Source organism: Halorubrum sp. T3 (assembly GCF_000296615.1).
GTDB classification, from domain to species: domain Archaea; phylum Halobacteriota; class Halobacteria; order Halobacteriales; family Haloferacaceae; genus Halorubrum; species Halorubrum ruber.
On the sequence record NZ_JH815330.1, the window covers coordinates 1,111,218 to 1,130,001 of the forward strand.

Sequence of the window (18,784 nt, forward strand, 5' to 3'; positions counted from 1 at the left end):
CGTGAGGCGGGCGCACGCTCGCTGCGCTCCTCAGTCGCTCACTCCGTTCGCTCCCTGCGGTGCTTGCGTCGCCTGCGCCCGCCGCACGGCCGCCCCTTTGAGTCCCGCCCCGCACCACCGGAAGACGGTCCTGCTCGCTCACTCCGTTCGCTGCGCGGGCTGCGACTTCCGTGCTCCCGCTCGCTTCGCTCGCGGGAACGCAACCGCACCTCACGCCTCCCCAGCCTCGTCGCTCGCGCTTAAAAGCGCTCGCGACTCCCTCGCGCGTGCTGACTCGCGGCTGCCGAGGGCGGCCGCTCGCAGGCACGCGCCACCGCCTCGAACATTTATAAACGAAAAGTTAGATTCCCGCCTTGGGCCGCTTTACGGGCTCGGCAGGTCGATCGGCTCGCCGTCGGCGTAGACGGTCGGATTTCGGATGATGCCGTCGAGGTGGAGCGGCGCGTCCGTCTCGCCGCCGATGCCGGCGTTGTCGCCGATCGCGATGTGGACGGTGCCGCCCGCCTTCTCGTCTAAGAGGACCGAGCCGACGAGCTCCTCGACGCCGCCGTTGGTCCCGATGCCGAGTTCCGCGAGGTTGTACGCCGCGTCGCCGACCTCCTCGGCGGCCGCCTCCACGTCGGCCCGGATCTCGTCGTCGCCGATCTCGGTCACGAACCCGTCCTCGACCTCGAACGCGAGTTCTTGGCCGTCGTCGAGCAGGCCGTGGGGCATCATCGTCCCGTCGACGACGAAGGTCCCGGTCGCGGTCTCGGGCGCGACGAACACCTCGCCTGCGGGGAGGTTCGAGAAGTCGCCCGGCTCGCGGACCATCCCGGTGTCGGCGAGCCACTCGCGGTCGCCGATCCCGAACGTGATGTCTGTGCCGGCGGGCGCGGTGACCCGGACCTCGTCCGCGTCGGCGACCTGATCGAGCACGTCGTCGCAGGCGGCGTCGATGGCGGCGTAGTCGGCGTCGAGCCCGGTCGTGAACACGTCCTCGGTGATCCCTGGGAGCGTCGCGCCGCGTGCGCCGGCGTCGCAGGCCGCGCCGCGGGCGCGGGTGTGGCTCAGGCTCTTCGTCGTGGGCGCAAGGAAGACGTCCGCCTCTCGCATCGCGGCCGCGACCGGCGCCGGCGGCTCCGTCCCGTGCTGCCCGGCCGGCGGGTACCGCAGGACCGTCGCGTCGTCGGTGACGGCGCACGCGGCCGCGTAGAGCGCCTCGCCGATCGGCTCGCGCTCGTCGTCGGTGACCACGACGACCGACTCGTCGGGGGCGACGTTCAGACACTGTTCGACCGCGGTCGCCGCGGCGTCGGAGAGGTCGGCTGGCATGTCCGCGCCTCCGTCCGCCCGGGCGTTAGGCCTTGCCATCGACGATTTTACTCTATTCTGTAATTGAATTATTTACGTCCGGTGCCGATCGGCGTCGAATTAACCGATCGATTACTCGTGGGGTAGTTAATTCCAATTGAGGTTCCTCGAAAAGATTATACCGGTCCCCGAGCGAGAGACGGTATATGATACGCGTGGGCGTCAACGGCTACGGCACGATCGGCAAGCGGGTCGCGGACGCCGTCGCGGCCCAGGCCGACATGGAGCTCGTCGGCGTGACGAAGGCGTCGCCGGACTACGGCGTCGAGGCCGCGGCCCGCCGCGGCTACGACCTGTACGCGGCCGTCGAGGACCGCGTCGACGAATTCGCGGCCGCCGGCGTCGAACTGGCGGGGACGCTCGGCGACCTGCTCGACGCCGTCGACGTCATTGTCGACTGCGCGCCCTCCGGCGTCGGCGAGCGCAACGCGCCGGTCTACGAGGCGCACGACACGAAGGCGGTCTTCCAGGGCGGCGAGGACGCCGCGGTCGCCGAGGCCTCGTTCAACGCCCGCGGCCGCTTCGAGGCGGCGCGCGGCGCTGACGCCGTCCGCGTCGTCTCCTGTAACACGACCGCGCTCTCGCGGCTGCTCGCGCCGCTCGACGAGACCTACGGCGTCGAGAAGGCGCGCGTCACGCTCGTCCGCCGCGGCGGCGACCCGAACGAGACCGACCGCGGTCCGATAAACGACATCGTCCCCGACCCGGCGACGGTCCCCTCCCACCACGGCCCGGACGTGAACGAGATCCTCCCCGACGTGACCGTCGACACCGCAGCGCTGAAGGCGCCGGTCACCGGGATGCACACCCACAGCGTCAACGTCACCCTGGCGACCGACCCCGACCCGGCGGCGGTCCGCGACCTGCTCGCCGACGAGAGCCGTATCTTCCTCGTCCCCGAGGGCGCCGGCATCGACGGCGCCGGTGCGCTGAAGGAGTACGCCGCCGACGCGGGGCGCCCGCGCGGCGATCTCTGGGAGAACTGCGTCTGGGAGGAGTCGATAAGCGTGACCGGTCGGGACCTCTACCTCTTCCAGAACGTCCACCAGGAGGCCGACGTGGTCCCCGAGAACGTCGACGCGGTCCGCGCGATGGCGACCGACGTCGACGCCGCCGAGTCGGTCGCGCGTACGAACGAGACGCTCGGCGTGGGCCTTGACAGCCGACTCGGAGACGGCGACCTGGTCCGGACGGAACTGCCGGCCGACGACTGACGTCCTCGTTGACCGCCTTCGTTGACTGCTCTCGGTTCGCTACCGCCCGCAGCCGGCGGTCACTCGTTCGGGCGCGTGACGAGGAACGTCCGCCCGCCCCGCCGTTCGAGGTGGACCTCGCTGCCGTCGACGCGGTTCGCCCGGACCCGGTCCGGGAGGCGGTCGGTTCGACAGTCGGTGACGTCCACCCGCGTCGGCGTCGCGTACCGCGGTCGGTCGGCGGTGACTGCGCTCATACCTCACCGTTCGACCGGACAGCCCCTATAAGCGAGCCATCCGCGGAGTGAAAGTGAAAGTAGACGGCTCCGAACCGCTGCCGGGCGATCCGAACGCGGACGGACGGGGACCTCGTCCCCCGCCCGCCCTACCGGCGGAGCCCCGTCGCCTCGTCGTCCTCGACGAACCGCACCGTGAAGTAGTCGTAGCCGCCGTAGGCGGCGTCGAGCGCGCCCATCCACCAGTTCCACCGCTCGACGAGCGAGGAGCCGTCCGGCGCGTCCTCCAAGTGTCCGATCACCCCCGTCACGGTCAGTCCGTGGCCGCGGTCCTCGGAGGGCCGCCCGGAGTCGACGAGGTCGCGGGCCGACCGCGAGACCGCGCGCCGCTCGGCCTCGGTCCCGCCGAACTCGTCTTCGAGTGCGCGTTCCAGACGCTTTCTGTCCATGCTCCCGCTACGTGCCGCGAGTATATCAGTCGCGTGGTAGGGGGTGGCACGTCCGGTGACGCCGAGGAGCTTCGACCGGACGTTCCGCCACCTGCCGGCGGGCGCGCAGCCGACTCACAGCCGCGCGGCGAGCACGAGGAACAGCAGCGAGAACGGTGCCGTGAGCAGCGCCAGCGCCAGTCCGCCCGCCCCCTCGCCGGCCGCGACGGTCATCAGCACGCCGACGACGAGCGAGAACGACCCCAGCGCCGCGAGCGTGAGCCGTTCCGGAACGCTCGCGCGGTCCGGCCCGTCGCTTTCCGCCAGTGCCGCGTCGAGCGCCGACTCGACCGCGTTGGCGCGCTCCACCGGGACGAACAGCCACGGCGTCGACCGGAACCACGCGTTCCCACGGTACGCGAGCAGGAACAGCGTCGTCCATCGGAGGTCGACCCGCCGCGTCCGGACCACCGCCCCGAGGTCGTCGCTCCGGGCCCGATCGTGGCTCGGATACGTCCGCTCGACCGTCGACTCGACCGAATCCAGTCGGACGACCACGCCCGACGACTGGACGACGGCCGGCACGAACCAGACGAGCCAGAACAGCGGCCAGAGGGCGGGGAGGAAGTCGGACGGCGCCGCCAGCGCCGCGGCGACGACGGCGCCGAACCCGGCGAGCGTCCACCCCGGACTGAGCGCGCCCGCGGCCTCCCGGAGCCGGGAGCCGGTCAGCTCGCCGACCGAGGTCTCGCGGTACCAGACGTACAGCGAGGGGAGGGTGGCGACCGCGAGCGCGAACAGGAACCCGACGCCGACCGCGGCCTCGGTAAGGCCGACGCTCGGGAGCGCGAGTTCGCCGGCGGCGGCGCCCGCGAGCGCGGCGACCGCGACGGCGCCGATCGAGACGAGGACCGTGCCGACGATCCCGACCGTCGCGCCGGCCGCGAGCGAGCGGAGGCGGTCGTGACGGACCGGCCCCCACTCGATCGGGTCGCGTTCGGCGGTCGCCTCGGAATCGCGGGGAGTTTCGGACCCCTCGGCCACGCCGCGGCCGTCGTCGGCCGTCGAGACGCCATCGGCGGCGTCGACGGCGTCGGCGGCGGCGGGCTCTCGGCTCTCGGAGGGCATACGCGCCGAGTCGTTCCGGGATGGCAAAAGAGTGAGGCCGAGCGCGGTGCGACGTGACGCGTCCCGGGTCCCGACGGTCGTTCGCGGTGCGCGCCACTCGCTCTCCCGGTCGCTTCGGGGAGGATGATACTTATTCGCTACCCGCGTAGAGGGGAGGTATGGATGCGGACTCCCTGACGGAGACGCTCGAAAACGCCGGCCTGTCACCGTACCAAGCGGCGGTGTACGTCGCGCTCCTCGATCTACGGACCGCGACCGCGACCGAGATCGCCAACGAGAGCGACATCCCGACGCCGCGCGTGTACGACGTGATCGACGCCTTGGCCGAGCGCGGATACGTCGAGAAATACGAGCAGGGGACGATCAAAGTGCGGGCACACAGCCCCGGGAAGGTGCTCGAGGACCTCGAAAACAGGATCGATCAGTTGGAATCGGCGACCGCCGAAATAGAGGACCGGTGGGAACAGCCCCCGCTCGAAAAGTCCACCGCCAGCATCGTGAAGCAGTTCCAGACGGTTATCGACCGCGCGCGGCTGTTCATCGAACAGGCGGAAACCCGCGTGTACGTCTCCGTGACGGCCGAGCAACTGGAGATGCTTCGCGACCCCCTCAAGCGGGCTCACGAGCGCGGCGTCGCCGTGTACATTCTCGTTAACACAGAGTCGAGCGAAGACAGGCCGACGGTCGACTCGATAGCCGGGATCTGTCGGGAGGCGCGATACCGCGGGCTCCCGGCGCCGTTCGTCGCGTCGGTCGACCGACAGAGCGCCTGCTTCTCACACCATCCGGACGCGGTCAACCAGACCGGCGTCCTCGTCAACGACGAGGAGTACACCTTCGTCTTCCACTGGTTCTTCATGACGTGCCTCTGGGAACACGGGACGCCGATACACTCGGAGGGACAGGACACGCTGCCGATCGAGTACGTCGACATCCGTCAGTTAGTACGCGAAGCGCGGCCGCTCTTCGAGTCCGAGGCGACGGTGACCGTCCGCGTTGAGGGGACCGACGTCTCCACCGGCGAACCGCGGACGATCGCGGGGACCGTCGAGGAAGTCCGGTCACACGTGGGCGACAGGGAGTCGGACACGCAGGTCGCCGGACAGGTACTGATGGTCGTCGACACCGGCACCAACCGGATCAGCGTCGGCGGCTGGAACGCCGTGGTCGAGGACGTCGAGGCGACTCGGATCGTCATCACCGACATTGCGGACACCGACGAGTACCCGTCGCTACGGGCGGGGACGGAACCGGCCGAGTGATCGCGGACGGCAGCGTCTCCGGGGCCACGTAGAACGGGTCACAGCCCGTCGCGAAGCTCCTCGACGGCCTCCCGGTCGGGAAGTGCGGCCATCGCACCGCGGCGCTTCGTCGACGCGGCGGCGACGGCGTTGGCGAACCCGAGGATACCGTCCGGGTCGTCGCCGTCGACGAGTCCCGCGATCGCTCCGGCGGAGAAGGCGTCGCCGGCGCCGGTCGTGTCGACGACCTCCTCGATCTCGTATCCGGGGTGGTGCCACTCGCCGGCGGCCCACCGCGAGCCCTCGTCGGTGACCAGCCGCGCGCCGGAACTGCCTTCGGTCAGGAAAACCGCGTCCGGTCCGGCGGCGAGAACCTCCGCGGTCGTCGTCGGGAGACCGGCGCCCTCGAGGTCCTCGCGGGTGACTTTGAGGACGTCCGTCTCGGAGAGCATCCGCTCTATCGTGGGCCCCGGATCCGTCTCCCACAGCTCGGGGCGGACGTTCGGATCGAAGAAGACGCAGCAGTCTCGGTCACGGGCCCGCTCGACGAGGTCGAACGTCGCCGATCGCGCTGGCTCGACGGTCAGCGTGACCCCTCCCACGACGACGACCTCGACCGAATCGAGGACGTCGTCGCCGACGACGCTCGTGTCGAGGCGCCTGTCCGCCGTGTCCGAGCGGTAGAAGGTGAACTCGCGGTCGGCGTCCTCGCTGTGCGAGACGAACGCCAGCGCCGTCCGGCTGTCCGGAACCTCCGTGACGAAGTCGTCCGGAACGCCCTCGCGGTCGAGCACCCGCGCGAGATGCGAGCCGAACGGGTCGTCGGCGAGCGCGGTACAGAACCACGGCGTCCGGTCGAGGCGCGCCAGCCCGACCGCCACGTTGGCCGGCGCGCCGCCCGCTCGCTTGGAGAACGACTCCACGTCCGCGAGCGGTCCGGGGCGGTCGGGAATAAAATCGATCAGGGTCTCGCCGGCGACAAGGGCCTCACGCGTCATGCGCCACCATGCTCGGAGTCAGGAGTATGAAAACAATAAAAATTCGGACGAGGGCGCGACCGACCCGGCGGGCGGTGCGTTCCGGCCCGACCGGGCGGTCGCGTACCGGCTCGGAACCGTGCCGCAGAGGTGAGCGGTTCAGTCGGCCTGAACGCCCTCGTCGCCGGCTTCGACGTCCGCGTCGGAGACGACGCCGTGCGAGATCGCGTCGCCGGTCTGGTCGTCGAACAGGTGGATCCGAGCGCGGTCGAAGACGATCTCGACGTGCTCCTCCTCGCCGATGTCGGTCGCGGGGTCCACGCTCATCAACAGCCCCTGGCGCTCCTCGAAGTCGGCGTCTTCCTCGTCGAACGATTCGAGGATCGGCTTCAGGTAGACGAAGATCTCGTCGCCCATCGGTTCGAGCACGTCGGTCTCGACCGAGAACGTGCGGCTCGGGTCCTCGGCCTCGCCGCTGTTGCCCTCGAGGTAGATGTCCTCCGGGCGGATACCGACCTCCACCGGGTCGTCGGCCCCTAAGCCGTCGACCGCCGCGGTGTCGAAGGCGATGGAGTAGCCGTTCGCGTCGAGCGAGCCGTCGCCGGCGGTCGCGTCGAAGAAGTTCATCGAGGGCGAGCCGATGAAGCCGGCGACGAACCGGTTTGCGGGCTGGTTGTAGCAGGTCAGCGGCGCGGCGATCTGCTGAAGCTCCCCCTTGTTGAGCACCGCGATCCGGTCGGACATCGTCATCGCCTCCGCCTGGTTGTGCGTGACGTAGATGATCGTCGTGTCCAGCTGCTTATGGAGCCGCTGGAGCTCGGTCCGCATGTTGACGCGCAGCTTGGCGTCCAAGTTCGCCAGCGGCTCGTCCATCAGGAACACGTCCGGGTCGCGGACGATGGCCCGCGCGATCGCGACGCGCTGGCGCTGGCCGCCGGACATCTCGCTCGGCATCCGGTCTAACATCCCTTGGAGCCGAACGACCCGCGCGGCCTCGTCGACCCGCTCGTCCATCTCCTCTTTGGGGAAGTCCCGCAGGCGGAGCCCGAAGGAGATGTTGTCGTACACGTCCATGTGCGGGAACAGCGCGATGTTCTGGAACACCATCGCGATGCCGCGGTCCTTCGGCGGGAGGTTCGTCACCTCGCGGTCGCCGATCAGGATCTCCCCCGACGTGGGCTTGGTGAGGCCCGCGACGGTTTCGAGCGTCGTGGATTTCCCGCAGCCCGACGGTCCGACGAGGCAGATGAACTCCCCGTCCTTCAGGTCGAGGTTCATGTTGTCGACCGCCGTTACGTCGTCGTACTGTTTCGTGACGTCTGTGAGTTTAACTCGTGCCATGTGGAGTCACTCCTTGAGGGCTCCCTGCGTGAGGCCGCTGATGATCTTGTCCTGTGCGACGACGACGAGGATCGCGACCGGGACGATCGCGATCAGGCTCGCCGCCGCCTGGAGGTCGTACCGGACGGTGTACTGCGTCTGGAACGCGAGGACGCCGTCGACCACCGGCGCCCACTCCGCGGCGCTGTTGCCGGTCATCAGGTACGAGAAGAAGAACTCGGTGTAGACGGTGATGAAGGTGAGAATGCCGGCGGTCGCGACGCCCGGCGCCGAAAGCGGCATGATCACGCGGAACAGCGCGCCGATGCGCGTCGTCCCCTCGACTCTGGCGGCCTCCTCGAGTCCGTCCGGGATCTGCCCGTAGAACGTGGTCAGGATGAAGATCGCCAGCGGCATCGTGAACGCGCTGAGCGGCGTGACGACCGCGCCCGGCGTCCCGTACAGCTCCACCGGGAGCGTGAACAGCCCCAGCATCGGAACCTGCTGGTTGAACGCCCGAAACAGCGGGATGAAAAGCGTCGCCGGCGGGAAGAAGCTGAGCACCAGAAGCGAGAACAGAAGCGGCGTCTTCCCCCGGAACTCCAGGCGGCCGAACGCGTACCCGGCGAGGCTCCCGACGAGGAGCACGAACACAGTTACCGTGAACGCGTAGAAGAGGCTGTTGAACATGAACCGCGCGAACGGGACCTGCTGGAACACCTGAACGAACGCCGAAAGATCGATCGTCGCCGGGAACAGCGGAATGTCCGTCTGTCCGGGCGGCGCCATCGCGACGTTGAACAGCCAGTACAGCGGGAACAGCGACGTGGTCAACAGCACCCCGCCGAGGAACACCAACATGACGGCGTACGCCTTCTCGGGGTTTTTGATCCAGTCGTCCGCCCACCGCGCGACGCGGGACTTGTTGTCCCCCTCGTCGTCGGCGTCGTCGCCCGATCCGTCGAACACTTCCGCGTCCTCGTGGTCGCGTGCGTCGATGCTCATGTCAGGCTAACCCCAGGCTCTGGTTGCTCTGTTTGATGAACAGGAGGTACACCATGATGAACAGCCCCACCACGATGGCGATCAGCACGCTCACGGCGGCCGCCGAGCCGTACAGCGTCGACGACCCGAACATCATCTGCGTGACCAGGCAGGTCATCGACGGGACGGTCGAACAGCCGACGGTAGTCGACTCGATGATGCCGTACACCCGGAGCGCGCCCATCGTCCGGAACAGCATCGCGACCATCAACACCGGGAACACCAGCGGGAACGTGATGTAGCGGAACCGCTGCCACCGGGAGGCGCCCATCACGTCGGCCACCTCGTAGAGGTCCTGGTTGACGCTCTCTAGCCCCGCCAAGATCAGCAGGGCCATGAACGCCGACGTCTTCCAGATGTCCGCCACCGTCACGATGACGAAGCTGTCGAAGGTCGTGTTGAGAGGGAGACTGGAGAAGATCCCGAGCTGCTGAAGCGGCTCGGTCAACAGCCCGTAGCCGGGGCGGAACAGCAGGAAGAAGATCATCCCCTGAATGACGATCGGGATCGCCCACGGCAGGATGATGAGCAGGCGAACGAGCCGCCGCCCCTTGTACTCGGCTTTCATCAGCATGGCGTAGAGGAACCCGAGCAGCGTCTCGCCCGTGACGCTCAACACGGCGAACAGGATCGTCATGAACAGCGCCTGTTCTAAGATCGGCGTCTCGAACGAGGGGTCGACGAACGCCGCCGGCGCCAGCGCGTTGTTGTTGGTGAGCAGCTGGACGTAGTTCTGGACCCCGACGAACTCCCCCAGGCTCCCGCCGGTGATCACGTCGGCGAAAAACGACATCCTGATCGCCGACGCCAGCGGCCAGAACGCGAACAACAGCAGGACCACGAACGCCGGGGTCAAGAGCAGGTACGCGTACGCCTGCTCGCTCAGATTCTCCGTCCACGTCCCGAGTCGCGTTAGGACCCCGCCAGATCCCTCTGCCACCTCCGATCTGCCCTGTTCAACTGCCATCCCGACTAACACCTCCCTGTGCCATTGCCCGCCGTTGTGGTACGAGCATCGCCCGCGTGTTTCTCGTGCGAATATTTATCATTATTGTCTATTTTACATGTGTGTTCGGCCCCTGAGTCCCCTCGACCCGGGGCCGACCCCGCTCCAGTTATCCGGACTGCTCTTCGACGGCGGAGATCTGTTCTTGCATCGCCGACGCCGCCTCTTGCGGGCTCTTCTCCTGGCGGAGCGCCGCGTTGACCTCGGTTGCGACGATGCTACGCTGATTCGGCCACACCGACGTCGTCGGCCGCGGGATGAGGTTCTCCGCCGAGTACTGGAGCGCCTCGAAGTACGGGCCGTACGTGTCGCTCTGCTCGACGTAGCTGTACAGCTCCGGCTTCGGCGGCATGAAGTTGGCCGTGTCGAACTGGTACTCGAGGACGGAGTCCTCCCACCACGCCTTGATCACTTCCTTCGCCGACGCCATGTTGTCGGTGTAGGGGTTCATCGACATGATCCAGCCGCCCTGCGCGTGCCAGGACCCGTTCGGTCCCTGCGGAAGCGGCATCACGCCGAGCTCCATGTCCGTCTCCTCGAAGGCGGTCAGGGCCCCGCCGATGGAGTAGGTCCAGTTGCGCTGGGTGACCGCGCTGCCGTCCTCGAAGAGGCTCTTCGTGTCCGGTTCGGACCAGCCGGCCACCTCCTGCGGCGAGACGCCCTCGATGTCCATCGGGGCGCTGCCCGTACCGTGGATGGTGTCGACCGCGGCCTCGATCCCGTCGATGGACTCCTCCGTGTCGAGGGTGACCGGACGGTCACCGATCGGCCCGAAGAGGTTGTCCTGACCGCCGAAAAAGGCGCCGCCCATGCTCGTGAGGTACTCGTTGAACGTACAGCACGCCAGCCCGGCGTAGTTGTTCCCCTGCCAGAGGTGGCCGTAATCGACGTCGGCGCCGTCCATGGCCTCCGAGACGATCTGGGAGAACTCCCCCCACGTCGGCGGGTCCCCGCGCCACGTGTTGAAGTCCGATTCGCCGTAGCCCGCGTTCCGAAGCAGGTCTTTCCGATACGTGATGGTCGGGAAGTCGGGGAACACGGGAACCGAGTACAGGTCACCCGTCTCGGGGTGAGTCCCCGTGTTGATCATCGACTGGACGCCCTCCTCTCTGACCCGGGAGATGAACTCGTCGTCCATCTCCTCTTCGAGGTTGACCAGGTCGCCGCGGACGATGAACGGGAGGGTCCACCCGTTGTCCGTCAACACCAGGTCGGGGTCGGACTCCTCCGCGTTGATCGCGGTCCGGAGCTGCTGTTGCTTGCTGCCCGTGTCCTGTGGCGGCCGGGTCATCTCGATCGTGATCGAGTCCGGCACGCCCGCCTCGTGGAGCACCTCGGGGAAGCCGGCGTCCACGAACTGCGGTCCCGAGAAGACCGTGACCGTGCCGCCGATCTCGCCGTCCCCCGACGAGCCCGCCGTGGTTCCGCCGTCCCCACCGTCTCCACCGCCGGAACAGCCCGCGAGGCCGGCCGCTCCCACCGCGCCCGTCGCCGCGAGGTACTGTCGCCGCGAGACGCCGTTTCGTGTGCTATCTTCTGACATCACGTGGCCATAAGGAATAATCATTAATATAGTTACTGTGGATTACAACGGCCGTTGTAAAAATCAGTTCCCGGAGGAGGTGCCGACGCCGGGGCGGCTCGGACCGAGGCACGTCTCCTCGACGGGCGTGTCGTCGTCCCAGCGGTGGGTCCGATGGATGTCGATGTAGTCGGTCCGAGTCGATGGCGGCGGAACGTTGATGCCCCGGTGGCGGGTATCTGGTCGGGATGGGATCGTCGTTCGTCTCCGGACTCCGGCGGTCGGACCACACCGGTGAGAACCGCTGTTGGCCGTGTACGGTCGTCAACGTCGCCCTCGTCGGTGCCGCCGGCACGGCGCTGGGAGCCGTCGTCACGCCGACGGTCGGCGTCGCCGCCGCGGTCGGCGGCCTGGCGCTGGTCTGGCTTCGAGGGTATCTGATTCCGGGCACCCCGCGGTTCGCCCCGCCGTTGGTCGCCGCCGTCCCGGGCGGAGCGGCCCTCTTCGACGAGGCGCCCCGGGGCCAAGAGGAGCCACCGAACGGGGGCGGATCGCTGGGGGCCGAAGACGGGCCTGCCGACCCCGAGGCCCTGCTCGATCGGCTCGTCGAGACCGGTGTCCTCGAAGTCGGCGACGACACCGTCGCTCCCACCGCGGCGTTCGACGAGCGGTGGCACGCGGAGATGGACCGACTGCGCGACGACACCACGGAGGAACTCGCCCGCGCCGCGCTCGCGATCTCCCCGGCGGCCGAGGCGCGGACGATCGACGACGAGTGGATCGCGCTCGGTCCCGAGGACGGCGGCGTGACGGACGAGACCTGGCTCAGCCGTCCGGTAGCGATCGCCGAGATCGCCGGCTACCGGGCGACCGAGTCGCACCTCGACGACGACGAGACCCGGCTGGCGGCGGCGCAGACGAACCGATTGTTCCTCGACTCGTGTCCGGACTGCGGGGCCGCCTTGGAACGGGGCACGGACATGTCGTGTTGCGGCGGCCACACTGGTGCCGGCGACGAACCGTCCGAGACGCTCGTCTGTCCGGACTGCGAGGCCCGGCTGTTCACGTTCGACTGATACCGAGCCGGCGCCGCGCCGCACACGGCGGAGAGGCCGACGTGTGGACCGCACAGTTCGGACCGGGAACAATAAGTGAATTTACTACAGAAGGGAGTGTAACTGAACATGAGCGAGAGAAACCCCGACAGCCGACGGAGCACTGAGGGCTGGTCCCCGCCGCAGTGGACGAGATCGCAGGCCGACGGGATCGAACGCACGCCCGAAACCGTCGCCCCGGTCATCGAGCCGCCGCCCGAGGACCCAGCCGCCGACCTCCACATCTGGGACACGTGGCTGCTCCGGGATCGACACGGAGAGATCGCCGAGATCGACGGCTGGCGGGTGCTCTTCTCACTGACCGCCCCCGAGGAACTACTCCCCGGAAAGCGCCACGACGTCGCGGAGATCCGGTTCTTCTACTCCCGGAACGGCACCGAGTGGCACGGCGGCGATCGCGTGTTCGAGGCCGACGCGCTCGGCCAGCGCCAGTGGGCCGGCTCCGCGCTGTACGACGACGGCGAGCTGTACCTGTACTACACAGCCGCCGGGGACGAGTCGGCTGACGACCTGAACTACACGCAGCGCATCGCGGTCGGCCACGGCGGCCGTTTCGAGGCCGACGAGGACGGCGTGTGGAGCGAGGGGCCTTGGCGCCACGAGACCATCCTCGAACCGGACGGGGAGTGGTACGAGAACGAGGACCAGTCTCGGGGGATGATCTACACGTTCCGCGACCCCTGGTTCTTCGAGGATCCGGAGACGGGCGAGACGAACCTCCTGTTCGAGGCGAACACGCCGGTCCCCGTCGACAGCGACCGGTGCGACGGCGACGAGGCGCAGACGGAGTTCAACGGGAGCGTCGGCGTCGCCGCGTCCCCGAGCGGCGACCCGCTCGACTGGGAGCTCGAACCGCCGCTTCTCGACGGCGTCTGCGTCAATCAGGAGCTCGAACGCCCCCACGTCGTCCCCCGCGACGGCCGGTACTACCTCTTCTTTTCGAGCCACATGCACACCTTTTCGCCCGGTCTCCACGGTTTCGACGGCCTCTACGGGTTCGTCGCCGACTCGCTCCGGGGGGAGTACGAGCCGCTGAACGGGTCCGGGTTAGTCGTGACCAACCCAGCGAGCGTCCCCTTCCAGGCGTACTCTTGGATGGCGTTTCCCTACCGGGACGAGATACTCGTTCAGAGCTTCTACAACTACCGCGAGTTCGCCGGCGACTCGCTCGACGGCATCGCGGACCTCTCGGAGGCCGAGCAGCGACGCCGGTTCGGCGGGACGCTGAGCCCGACGCTTCGGCTCGACGTCGACGGCGATCGGACGCGCATCCACGGCACGCTCGCGCACTGGCACATCCCCACCTCGGAAGAGGAGCTCCCGGACACCGACGAGTATCGACCGCCGGACGAGGTAGGCTCGGACGACGGCTACGTCGATCGGGTGGACGCCCGGATGGATCGCCACCGGACCGTCGGGTACCTAAGGAGCAACTACTGAGACTCTGTGCCGGGCGCCGCGGCGGGCGAGCCCGTCACGGGCGTGATCGCGGATTCGAGCTCCCAGACGTCGAACTCGGCGACCGTCGCTCGCCCGTCTTCGGCGTTCACCGATAGCCCGGTACTGTTCTCGGCGGGATACACCCGGCTGGTCAGGCAGTGCCGCCCGTTGGCGAACAGCTCGATCACCGAGCCGTCGAGGAACGCCCGGAGCGACAGGGGCTCGTCGTACGGCGGCACGGACAGCCGCTGGGTGTCGGCCGCGCCGACCCCATCGCGGCTCGACTCCGAGCGGTCGACGATCAGTTCGCCCTCGCGCGTGTAGCGGATCGCCGTCCGCTCGTCTCGGTCGGTCGATTCGAACACCGAGAGTTCGAACGCCGAGGCGTCCGCCAGCGACACCTCCAAATCGACCTCCAGCGTCCGGCCGTCCGCGTCGAGCGCGTGGCGGCGCTCGTCGAGGACGTCCGGGACCGCGGTCGACAGTCGGCGCTGGCGGAGCCGATCCACCTCGGCGGCGGGTCGCTGCCGGAGTCGTCCGTCGTCGCCGAGCGACAGCACCCGCGGGAGCGACAGGGCTCCGGACCACCCGGCGTCCCACTGGGCGCTCGTCTCCCGCGTCTCCGGGAGCCACCCCCAGGTCAGGTAGCGGTCGCCGTCTCGGAGCGACTGCGGCGCGTAGAAGTCGCCGGGGTCGAGCACGCCCCGGTGAGCGACGTCGAACTCGCCGTCGTCGATCTCTCCGAGGAAGTACACGACATCCTCGTAGTTGGAGACGTGGAGGAGCGACCGCTCGCCGAGGTCCAACAGCTCCGGACACTCCCAGACGGCGCCGTGTCCGTCGTCTCCCGTCAGCAGCGGCCCCTCGTACTCCCACTCGCGGAGGTCCGAGGACGCGTACAGGAGGGCCGTCCCGCCTCGGTCGGAGATGCCGCTACCGATGAGCTGGTACCACGTCTCGCCGTCCCGCCAGACCGCGTGGTCGCGGAACTCGATCTCCCAGTCCTCCGTCGACAGGAGGTCGAGATCGGACGGCGGCTCCTCGATCACAGGATTCCCCGGGTCCTTGTTCCACTCGCGGAGGTCCGGCTCCCCGCTCGTGGCGAGACACGGGAGCTGCCAGCGGCCGTCCCCGCCCGTGTAGAGGATCGTCGGCGTCCCGTCGTCGTCGACCGCACATCCCGACCAGCAGCCGTCGCGGTCGGGGCCGTCCGGAGACGGCGAGAGCGCGATCGGCTCGTCGGTCCAGTGAAGGAGGTCGTCGCTGACGGCGTGGCCCCAGTGGATCGCGTTGTGAAACGGCCCTGCGGGGTTGTACTGGTAAAAGAGGTGGTACCGCCCGTCCAACCGGATCAGCCCGTTCGGATCGTTCAGCCAGTTCGCCGGCGGGGTGAAGTGATAGCGCGGTCGGCCCGGGTCGTCGGCGAACGCCTCTCGCATCGCCGTCAGCTCGTCGGCCGTCTTCGGACGGCCGGGCTGGTCACCGCCGCCGTCGACCGCCGACAGACAGCCGGCGACCAGCTCCGAGCGCGCGTCGGCGATCGGCTCGGCCGCGGGCTCGTCGAACGCCACCGGCGCTCCGACGCCCATGACGCCGCCGCCGCGGTCCCACGAGACCACGGTCATCTCGTTCGGGACGTCCCGGTCACCGCGGACGGTCGACGCGAGCACTTCGCCGTTCGAAGGCACCGCGCGCTCGTAGTGAGCCGTCGGGACTGCCCCTCGATCGCAGGTCGGGATCCGAACCGAATCGAACGCCGTTACTGCCGGGTGGTCGTCGTAGAGCGTCCGCCAGAGCACGCCGGTGGGTTCGGTGACGCTCTCGGTCCCGACCGCGTCCGGCGCCACCGGATCGATCCCGATGTCGTCGACGACGGCCATCGCTCGAAGCGTGAGCAGTAGCCCGCCGCCATCTGCGAGAAAGGCGTCGAAGGCGTCCCCGGTACCCTCAGAGAGGAGACTCTCTTCGATCGGCGCGTCGCGGTGCCACCACAGCACGTCGCACTCGTCGGTAACTTCTCCGACTTCGGCGGGGGAGACCCGCACGATTTCGACCGACCGTGCCTCCAGCCACGACAGCGCTGCCCGCTGTTCGTCCGACGGCGCGCCGTCACAGACGAACCCGACTCGTGTCTCGCGGCCAATCATAGCAAAGATAACTTGCTCCCGAGTAAAAGTCGTATCGTCTCCGGTCAACGCCGACGCGGTGGCGCCGATCGCCCGCGGCGAGACCGTCGTCGCCCGACCCTACGCCCCCTCTGCGTTCGATTCGGCGGCCTCCGCGTACGACTCTGCGGCCTCCGCGTCTGCGGTCGGGGGCTCGGCGGGTTCGACGTTACCGAGCCGGAGCGCGTTGCCGGTGACGCCGAGGCTCATCCCCATGTCGCCGACGACCACGGCCATCGCGACGCTCACGTAGCCGAGCGGGGCGCCCGCGGCGAGCAGCGCCTTCACGGCGAGCGAGGCGCCGATGTTCGTCCGGATCGTCGAACTCGCGCGCGAGGAGAGATCGACCACGTACGGGAGCCGCGTCAGGTCGTCGGCCATCAGCGCCACGTCCGCGGTCTCGATGGCGGTGTCGGCGCCGGCGGCACCCATCGCGATCCCGACGTCCGCGGCCGCAAGCGCCGGCGCGTCGTTGATCCCGTCGCCGACCATCGCCACGCCGTCGGCCTCGGCGCCGAGCTCGCGCACCGCGTCGACCTTCTCCTCGGGGAGCAACTCCGCGCGCACCTCGTCGACGCCGACGCGCTCGCCGATCGCCCGGGCGGTCCGCTCGTTGTCGCCGGTGAGCATCGCGACGCGGTCGATCCCGAGCTCGTGGAGCCGGTCAACGACCCACGCCGCCTCCGGGCGGACGGTGTCCGCGACCGCGATGACGCCCTCGAGCTCAGTCTCCGTCCCCACGAGCACGACCGTCTTCCCCTCGGCCTGGAGCCGCGGGATCGTCTCGCTCGCCAAGTCGAGGAACTGGCCGTGATCGCAGGACTCGGGCTCCGCGGGGGCGTCGGCTCCCTCGGCGCCGTCTCGATCCGCCAGCGCGGACCCGCCGTCGGCGCGGACGTGCGCGTGGCTCAGATCGAAGCCGAGCTCCTCGAACAGCGATGGCTTGCCGGCGTAGTGCGTCTCGCCGTCGAGGTCGGCGCGCACTCCCTCGCCGGTCAGCGCCTCGAAGCCGGTGACCTCGACGTCGTCGCTCGCGGCGTCGGTACCACCGGTCCCGTCCGCGGACTCGCTCCCGCGCGCGACGATCGCCGCCGCGACGGGATGTTCGCTCCGGCGCTCGATGGCGGTCGCGCACGCGAGGACGTCGTCGGCCTCGCGGTCGCCGAGGGGGACTACGTCGGTCACCGACAGCTCGCCGCGCGTGAGCGTCCCCGTCTTGTCGAGCGCGACGGCGTCGACGTCGCCCGCGGCCTCCAGGTGTTCGCCGCCCTTGATGAGGACGCCGTTGCGCGCGGCCGCGGTCACGCCGGAGACGACGCTGACGGGGGTGGAGATGACGAACGCGCACGGGCACGCGACGACGAGCAGCGTGAGCCCGCGGACGAACCACGTCTCCGCGCCGCCGCCGACGAGGAGCGGGCCGAGCGTCGCCGTGGCGATCGCCCCGACCACGACGATCGGGGTGTAGACGCTCGCGAAGCGGTCGACGAACCGCTCGGCGCGCGTCTCCTCGCCGTTGGCGGCCTCGACGAGCTCGACCACCCTCGCGATGGTCGACTCCTCGGCGGGCGCGGTGGCCTCCACTTCGAGGTAGCCCGCCTCGTTGATCGAGCCGGCGTACACCTCGTCGCCGGGCTCCTTCTCTGCGGGGACGGACTCGCCGGTGATCGGCGACTCGTCGACCGCGCCGGAGCCCTCCTTCACGACCCCGTCGAGGGGGACGCGCTCGCCGGGGCGCACCGCGAGCCGCTCGCCGGTTGCGACGCTCTCGGCGGGCACCGTCTCCTCTTCCCCGTCGCGGATCACGACCGCGTCGTCGGGCGACAGCTCCATCAGCTCGCGCAGGGAGGTGCGCGCCCGGTCGATGGAGTACCGTTCGAGCAGCTCCGCGACCGAGAACAGCACCGCGAGCGTCGCCGCCTCGAACGGGAGGTCGACGAGCAGCGCGGCGACGACGCCGACGCTCATCAGCAGGTCGATGTCGAGGCTCAGCCCGCGCAGCGAGTAGAAGCCGTTCCGCAGGATCGGCGGGGCCGCGACCGCGACCGCGAGCAGGAACGCGACCGACGCGCCGGTGACGCCCCACGGCCCGAGGAAGCCGACGCCGCCGACGGTCGCGAACGTCGGGTCGAGGCCCGGGAGCAGCCACTCCAAGGCGAGTCCGACCGCGAGGAAGACGCCGCCGACCGCGGTCGCGATCGCTCGGGGGCTCGTGAACAGGTCGTCGGCGACGCCGTCGGAGTCGGCGTCTTCGACCGCGTAGCCGGCGGCCTCGACGGCGGCCGTCAGCGCCTCGACGTCCGTCAGGTCGGGATCGTACGTGAGGACGACGACGCCCGTGGTCGGGCGGGTGTCGATCGAGAGGACGCCCTCGCGGTCGAGCGCGCCCTCGACTTTCCCCGCGCACGACGAACAGTCCATGTCCGGCACGGCGAGCCGGAGCCGCGCGCCGTCGGGGGTGTCGGTCGCGCCGCCGCCGGGCGGATCCGTCGCCCCGTCGTCGGGGCCGTTCGATTCGCGTGAGTCGCTCATTGTCCGACCCTATCCGCCGCATCATTATTAATCCAACTGCCATTCTCACGGGTTATTTTATAAGTAATTATTAAAATATCGATT

Annotated in this window: 15 protein-coding genes; 4 read left to right on the forward strand and 11 right to left on the reverse strand. The window is 69.1% G+C overall.

The genetic code is table 11. The features are described from left to right. Positions 1-363 precede the first annotated feature (363 nt). Positions 364-1,314 carry an aminopeptidase gene (locus tag B378_RS0114700; protein WP_017344526.1) on the reverse strand — a complete coding sequence of 317 codons (951 nt, stop codon included), beginning with the start codon at positions 1,312-1,314 and terminating at the stop codon, positions 364-366. A 185-nt stretch (positions 1,315-1,499) separates the two neighbouring features. Here B378_RS0114700 and B378_RS0114705 point away from each other — a divergent pair, with 185 nt between their 5' ends. Then, positions 1,500-2,567 carry a type II glyceraldehyde-3-phosphate dehydrogenase gene (locus tag B378_RS0114705; RefSeq protein ID WP_017344527.1) on the forward strand — a complete coding sequence of 356 codons (1,068 nt, stop codon included), beginning with the start codon at positions 1,500-1,502 and terminating at the stop codon, positions 2,565-2,567. Between the two features lie 59 nt (positions 2,568-2,626). Here the strand turns inward: B378_RS0114705 and B378_RS17165 are convergent, their stop codons facing one another. From B378_RS17165 to B378_RS0114720, 3 genes are all read right to left on the reverse strand, one after another. Further along, a complete protein-coding gene (locus B378_RS17165; RefSeq protein WP_017344528.1) occupies positions 2,627-2,803 on the reverse strand; it encodes a hypothetical protein in 177 nt (58 codons plus the stop codon). Positions 2,804-2,931: 128 nt separating this feature from the next. Next, positions 2,932-3,231, reverse strand: coding sequence for a hypothetical protein (locus B378_RS0114715; RefSeq protein ID WP_017344529.1), 300 nt, complete (start codon positions 3,229-3,231; stop codon positions 2,932-2,934). A gap of 114 nt (positions 3,232-3,345) precedes the next feature. Continuing rightward, positions 3,346-4,338 (reverse strand): hypothetical protein, encoded by a 993-nt coding sequence (locus B378_RS0114720; protein ID WP_017344530.1) that lies wholly within the window; start codon positions 4,336-4,338, stop codon positions 3,346-3,348. A 158-nt stretch (positions 4,339-4,496) separates the two neighbouring features. Here B378_RS0114720 and B378_RS15945 point away from each other — a divergent pair, with 158 nt between their 5' ends. Further along, on the forward strand, positions 4,497-5,600 hold the full coding sequence (locus B378_RS15945) for a TrmB family transcriptional regulator (RefSeq protein WP_017344531.1): 1,104 nt from the start codon (positions 4,497-4,499) through the stop codon (positions 5,598-5,600). A 38-nt stretch (positions 5,601-5,638) separates the two neighbouring features. On the opposite strand, the gene B378_RS0114730 is transcribed toward B378_RS15945, so the two are convergent. The 5 genes from B378_RS0114730 to B378_RS0114750 all read right to left on the reverse strand — a co-directional run bounded on the left by B378_RS0114730 (position 5,639) and on the right by B378_RS0114750 (position 11,469). After that, a complete protein-coding gene (locus B378_RS0114730) occupies positions 5,639-6,577 on the reverse strand; it encodes a carbohydrate kinase (RefSeq protein WP_017344532.1) in 939 nt (312 codons plus the stop codon). 138 nt (positions 6,578-6,715) lie between these two features. After that, complete coding sequence (locus B378_RS0114735) at positions 6,716-7,897, reverse strand: ABC transporter ATP-binding protein (protein ID WP_017344533.1); 1,182 nt, start codon at positions 7,895-7,897, stop codon at positions 6,716-6,718. A gap of 6 nt (positions 7,898-7,903) precedes the next feature. After that, positions 7,904-8,881, reverse strand: a complete 978-nt coding sequence (locus B378_RS0114740; RefSeq protein ID WP_017344534.1) for a carbohydrate ABC transporter permease — start codon at positions 8,879-8,881, stop codon at positions 7,904-7,906. Between the two features lies 1 nt (position 8,882). Beyond that, positions 8,883-9,887: a carbohydrate ABC transporter permease gene (locus tag B378_RS0114745; protein ID WP_049890545.1), complete on the reverse strand. Its 1,005-nt coding sequence runs from the start codon at positions 9,885-9,887 to the stop codon at positions 8,883-8,885. Positions 9,888-10,035: 148 nt separating this feature from the next. Further along, the gene (locus B378_RS0114750) at positions 10,036-11,469 is read right to left on the reverse strand and encodes an extracellular solute-binding protein (RefSeq protein ID WP_017344536.1); all 1,434 of its coding nucleotides are present in this window, start codon (positions 11,467-11,469) and stop codon (positions 10,036-10,038) included. Positions 11,470-11,696: 227 nt separating this feature from the next. Here B378_RS0114750 and B378_RS0114755 point away from each other — a divergent pair, with 227 nt between their 5' ends. Further along, positions 11,697-12,524, forward strand: coding sequence for a hypothetical protein (locus B378_RS0114755; protein ID WP_017344537.1), 828 nt, complete (start codon positions 11,697-11,699; stop codon positions 12,522-12,524). A 108-nt stretch (positions 12,525-12,632) separates the two neighbouring features. After that, complete coding sequence (locus tag B378_RS0114760; RefSeq protein ID WP_017344538.1) at positions 12,633-14,003, forward strand: glycoside hydrolase family 68 protein; 1,371 nt, start codon at positions 12,633-12,635, stop codon at positions 14,001-14,003. Here B378_RS0114760 and B378_RS0114765 read toward each other — a convergent pair. Both B378_RS0114765 and B378_RS0114770 read right to left on the reverse strand, forming a co-directional pair. Continuing rightward, positions 13,997-16,150 carry a GH32 C-terminal domain-containing protein gene (locus B378_RS0114765; RefSeq protein WP_017344539.1) on the reverse strand — a complete coding sequence of 718 codons (2,154 nt, stop codon included), beginning with the start codon at positions 16,148-16,150 and terminating at the stop codon, positions 13,997-13,999. The two genes, B378_RS0114760 and B378_RS0114765, sit on opposite strands and share 7 nt — an antisense overlap. A gap of 99 nt (positions 16,151-16,249) precedes the next feature. Next, entirely contained in the window at positions 16,250-18,700 is a 2,451-nt protein-coding gene (locus B378_RS0114770) for a cation-translocating P-type ATPase (RefSeq protein WP_017344540.1), read from the reverse strand. Between the last annotated feature and the right edge of the window lie 84 nt (positions 18,701-18,784).

Coding starts and splice junctions, on each gene's coding strand:
- B378_RS0114700 (WP_017344526.1), bottom strand. CDS start 1,314: ATGCCAGCCGACCTCTCCGACGCCGCGGCGACCGCGGTCGAACAGTGT.
- B378_RS0114705 (WP_017344527.1), top strand. CDS start 1,500: ATGATACGCGTGGGCGTCAACGGCTACGGCACGATCGGCAAGCGGGTC.
- B378_RS17165 (WP_017344528.1), bottom strand. CDS start 2,803: ATGAGCGCAGTCACCGCCGACCGACCGCGGTACGCGACGCCGACGCGG.
- B378_RS0114715 (WP_017344529.1), bottom strand. CDS start 3,231: ATGGACAGAAAGCGTCTGGAACGCGCACTCGAAGACGAGTTCGGCGGG.
- B378_RS0114720 (WP_017344530.1), bottom strand. CDS start 4,338: ATGCCCTCCGAGAGCCGAGAGCCCGCCGCCGCCGACGCCGTCGACGCC.
- B378_RS15945 (WP_017344531.1), top strand. CDS start 4,497: ATGGATGCGGACTCCCTGACGGAGACGCTCGAAAACGCCGGCCTGTCA.
- B378_RS0114730 (WP_017344532.1), bottom strand. CDS start 6,577: ATGACGCGTGAGGCCCTTGTCGCCGGCGAGACCCTGATCGATTTTATT.
- B378_RS0114735 (WP_017344533.1), bottom strand. CDS start 7,897: ATGGCACGAGTTAAACTCACAGACGTCACGAAACAGTACGACGACGTA.
- B378_RS0114740 (WP_017344534.1), bottom strand. CDS start 8,881: ATGAGCATCGACGCACGCGACCACGAGGACGCGGAAGTGTTCGACGGA.
- B378_RS0114745 (WP_049890545.1), bottom strand. CDS start 9,887: ATGGCAGTTGAACAGGGCAGATCGGAGGTGGCAGAGGGATCTGGCGGG.
- B378_RS0114750 (WP_017344536.1), bottom strand. CDS start 11,469: ATGTCAGAAGATAGCACACGAAACGGCGTCTCGCGGCGACAGTACCTC.
- B378_RS0114755 (WP_017344537.1), top strand. CDS start 11,697: ATGGGATCGTCGTTCGTCTCCGGACTCCGGCGGTCGGACCACACCGGT.
- B378_RS0114760 (WP_017344538.1), top strand. CDS start 12,633: ATGAGCGAGAGAAACCCCGACAGCCGACGGAGCACTGAGGGCTGGTCC.
- B378_RS0114765 (WP_017344539.1), bottom strand. CDS start 16,150: ATGATTGGCCGCGAGACACGAGTCGGGTTCGTCTGTGACGGCGCGCCG.
- B378_RS0114770 (WP_017344540.1), bottom strand. CDS start 18,700: ATGAGCGACTCACGCGAATCGAACGGCCCCGACGACGGGGCGACGGAT.